Raw genomic sequence first — 2730 nt, forward strand, 5'->3', positions numbered from 1 at the left:
GAGCTCTTCCTGGCCGGCGCTGGCGAGGTCGGTGCGGGAGGTGTCCGAGGAACGGCTGCAGAAGTGCCGGCCGAGGCGCTGGAGGGCTTCCTCGGGGAGGTCGGTGACGGTCTCGGCGCCGGGCGGGAGGCAGGGGTCGCTTCCGTGGACCGTGCCTTCGGGGTACGTGCGGCAGCTGCCTGCCCAGCCGCCGGCGGCGTACACGCCGGCGTGGGCGGGATCGGCGAGGACGCGGGTAGCGACGTCGAGAACGTGCTCGGCGGCCTGGACCAGGACAGGGTCCGCATTGAGGCCGGCGATGTGGCAGAGGGCGCGGGCGGCGGGGTGCTCGGCGGTGCCGGAGGGTGCGCGGGCGGGTTCGGTCTCGGTGAGGAGGTCGAGCACAGCTGTGCGCGGATCGGCAGGGCCCGGGGCGAGAATCGGCCCGGCGGGCCACAGGGCCAGGGGGACGGACCGGGAGGTCCACAGCGGCAGGACGGTGGGGGTGGCCTCGCATGCCTCGATCAGGTGGAGGTCGCCGTGGTGGCGGGTGGTGAAAAGGTGGACGTGCCCGTTGATACGGGTGAGGGCGTCGAGGAGCCGGACCCGGCGCAAGGTGGCGCACAGGTGGCCGGCGAGGCCCGCGAGTTCGGCGTCCTGGGCGGCTGCGTACTCGGGTTCGCGGCGGAACTGGGGGATCCAGTGCGGCATCAGGCCGCTCTGGTCGGCGGACCGGCGGCCGAGTGCGGCACGCCAGTCGGTCTCGCTGATGTCGGCGAGGAGCATCCTCATCCCGGGCAGTGTCAGGACAATCCCGTCTCGGCGGCCGGCCCAGCGCAGGCCCGCGACGCCTGTCCCGCCCGGCCGGTGGGCGAGGGCGTCGATCCATCGGTCCATCTGGGCGGGCGCGATCCGCACCACCAGTTCGTCGGGGCGGGGGGTAAGACTGCGGATGCCGAACGGGCCGCCGGTGAGGGTGGGGCGGTGACGGCCGTAGGCGGTGATCAGCGCGTGGAAGATCCGTGCCTCGCCTCGGGCCTGGTCGGGCGTGGGCGTCGGGATGAGGTGCGCGAAGTCCGTGAGCTCGGCTCGGGCCGTCTCTTCGGTTTCGCCCGTGGCCATCTGGCGCAGGGCGACCGGGGAGACGGCCGCCTCGGTCGTGCGAAGGCCCTGCTGCTGCCGGGGTGTGTACGGGGTGAGGGTGTCGGTGTGGGTCACGTGCTGCTCCCGCTGTGAGGTCCGCTGTCACCTGGTACAGGTGTGCGGACGGCGCGCGGTGTGACAGTCAGGGTGGACGAGTTTCCAGAGTCGTTCGGACGCCGGGTGTCCTCTTACAGGTGATCTTGATCGATTGCCAGCTGGCCTTGACCGGCGTGACTGAACGTCCGTCGCTACTCTGCGATCAGCGGGCGGGAACCGGCGGGCCTCTGGGCAGAAGCTCCGCTCGCGGCCAAACTCCTAACGGAGCGGTGGCTCGACCTCCACCGCCAAGCGGTTCCCGGCCGTGAGGTAGCCAGTGATTCCGAGCGTCTCCCACATGCGGACGATCCCCTGCCCCAGGGACTGGAGCCGAGTGTCCACATCCGCAAACTCGGACAGCGTGGGGATGAAGGGTGTGCTCTCCAACAACTCGACGATGGGGTCCCAGGCGGGAGCCAGGTAGAGCGAGGCGCCCAGATGCTCAAGGAAGTGGTCGAGGATCCGGCCTCGGCCGGCCGTGCGCTCCAGCGCGTCAGCGTAGCCCAGCATTTTCAAGAGGTGGCCGGTCTCGGCGACCAGTTGGTTGAACATCGTGACGATGTCGATGTTGCCGTCGAGGCAGGAGTCGGCCAGGTCCGGCCAGCCAGGATGAACGACTGAGTCCAGCAGGTGCGTGAGTGTGCTGCAGTACCGGTCCTGCACCAGGAGTTCGAGGCTGATGGTGGCCGAGGGATCGGGGCTGCTGAGGACGCCCGCCTGCTGCAGCCCCTTCATCAGGTGGTCGGAGAGCAGTTCGCATCGGTACTCGTCGGCGGCCTCGAAGGCCCAGATAGCGGCCATCTCCGGCAGCGTCTGGTCTCGGGTGGGGTAGGACGGCCGGGTGCCGGCTGCGGCGCGCAGGCGGCCCAGGATGACGTGGCCGTACTCGTGGAGGACGGTGTGGATCCACTCCAGCTGGTCGAAGTCGTCACCGGTCGGGGCGCCGACGAGCATCTCGACGACGCTGTAGTCACGCTGCACGGGAATCGTCTTGCCACCGACCGTTCCACCGCCGAGCCGCTCTGGGGTGAAGCCGACCTCGCGGTCCGCGATCGAGGCGGCAAGATCACCGGAGAGCACGATCGTCAGCTCGAAGGGAGGAGCCTCCCATACGTCTGCGGCAGCTGAGGCCAGCGCAGCGTGGATCACGGGGAGATGGTCAGCAAGGCCGCTTCGGGCGCCGTGCTCCTCGGTTACCGCAAGCGGGTAGTCGTCCACCGTCGTCCTGTTCCTGGGTGCTGGAGGCACCGGCTCCACGACGCCTGCCGGTGCCCGACATGGGACTGCAGCTACACCCCCTAGCAGTCTCCGCCGGGCAGGCTACCGGTCTCACTGGTCGCGGCCGTGCCGGACCACTCCAAGCCGGGCTGCTGGGGCGACACCGACAGACGTTCAGCCACACCGGTCAAGATCACCCGACAAGCGGTCAAGATCATCTGTCAGAGGACACCGGGCGAAGGCGGTGTCCGCCCGCTGCTCCTGTTGGGTTCGGCTTGCTGGACCTTCAAGGGG

The 2730-nt window shown here is 69.8% G+C and carries 1 protein-coding gene and 1 pseudogene; both read right to left on the bottom strand.

The genetic code is table 11. The annotated features are described in order from the left end of the window. Positions 1-1197: pseudogene (locus GUY61_RS37190) on the bottom strand (hypothetical protein); the annotation flags it as partial. 240 nt (positions 1198-1437) lie between these two features. Next, positions 1438-2367 (bottom strand): hypothetical protein, encoded by a 930-nt coding sequence (locus GUY61_RS37195; protein ID WP_166634704.1) that lies wholly within the window; start codon positions 2365-2367, stop codon positions 1438-1440. Between the last annotated feature and the right edge of the window lie 363 nt (positions 2368-2730).

The organism is Streptomyces sp. GC420, from assembly GCF_009916105.1.
GTDB lineage: Bacteria > Actinomycetota > Actinomycetes > Streptomycetales > Streptomycetaceae > Streptomyces.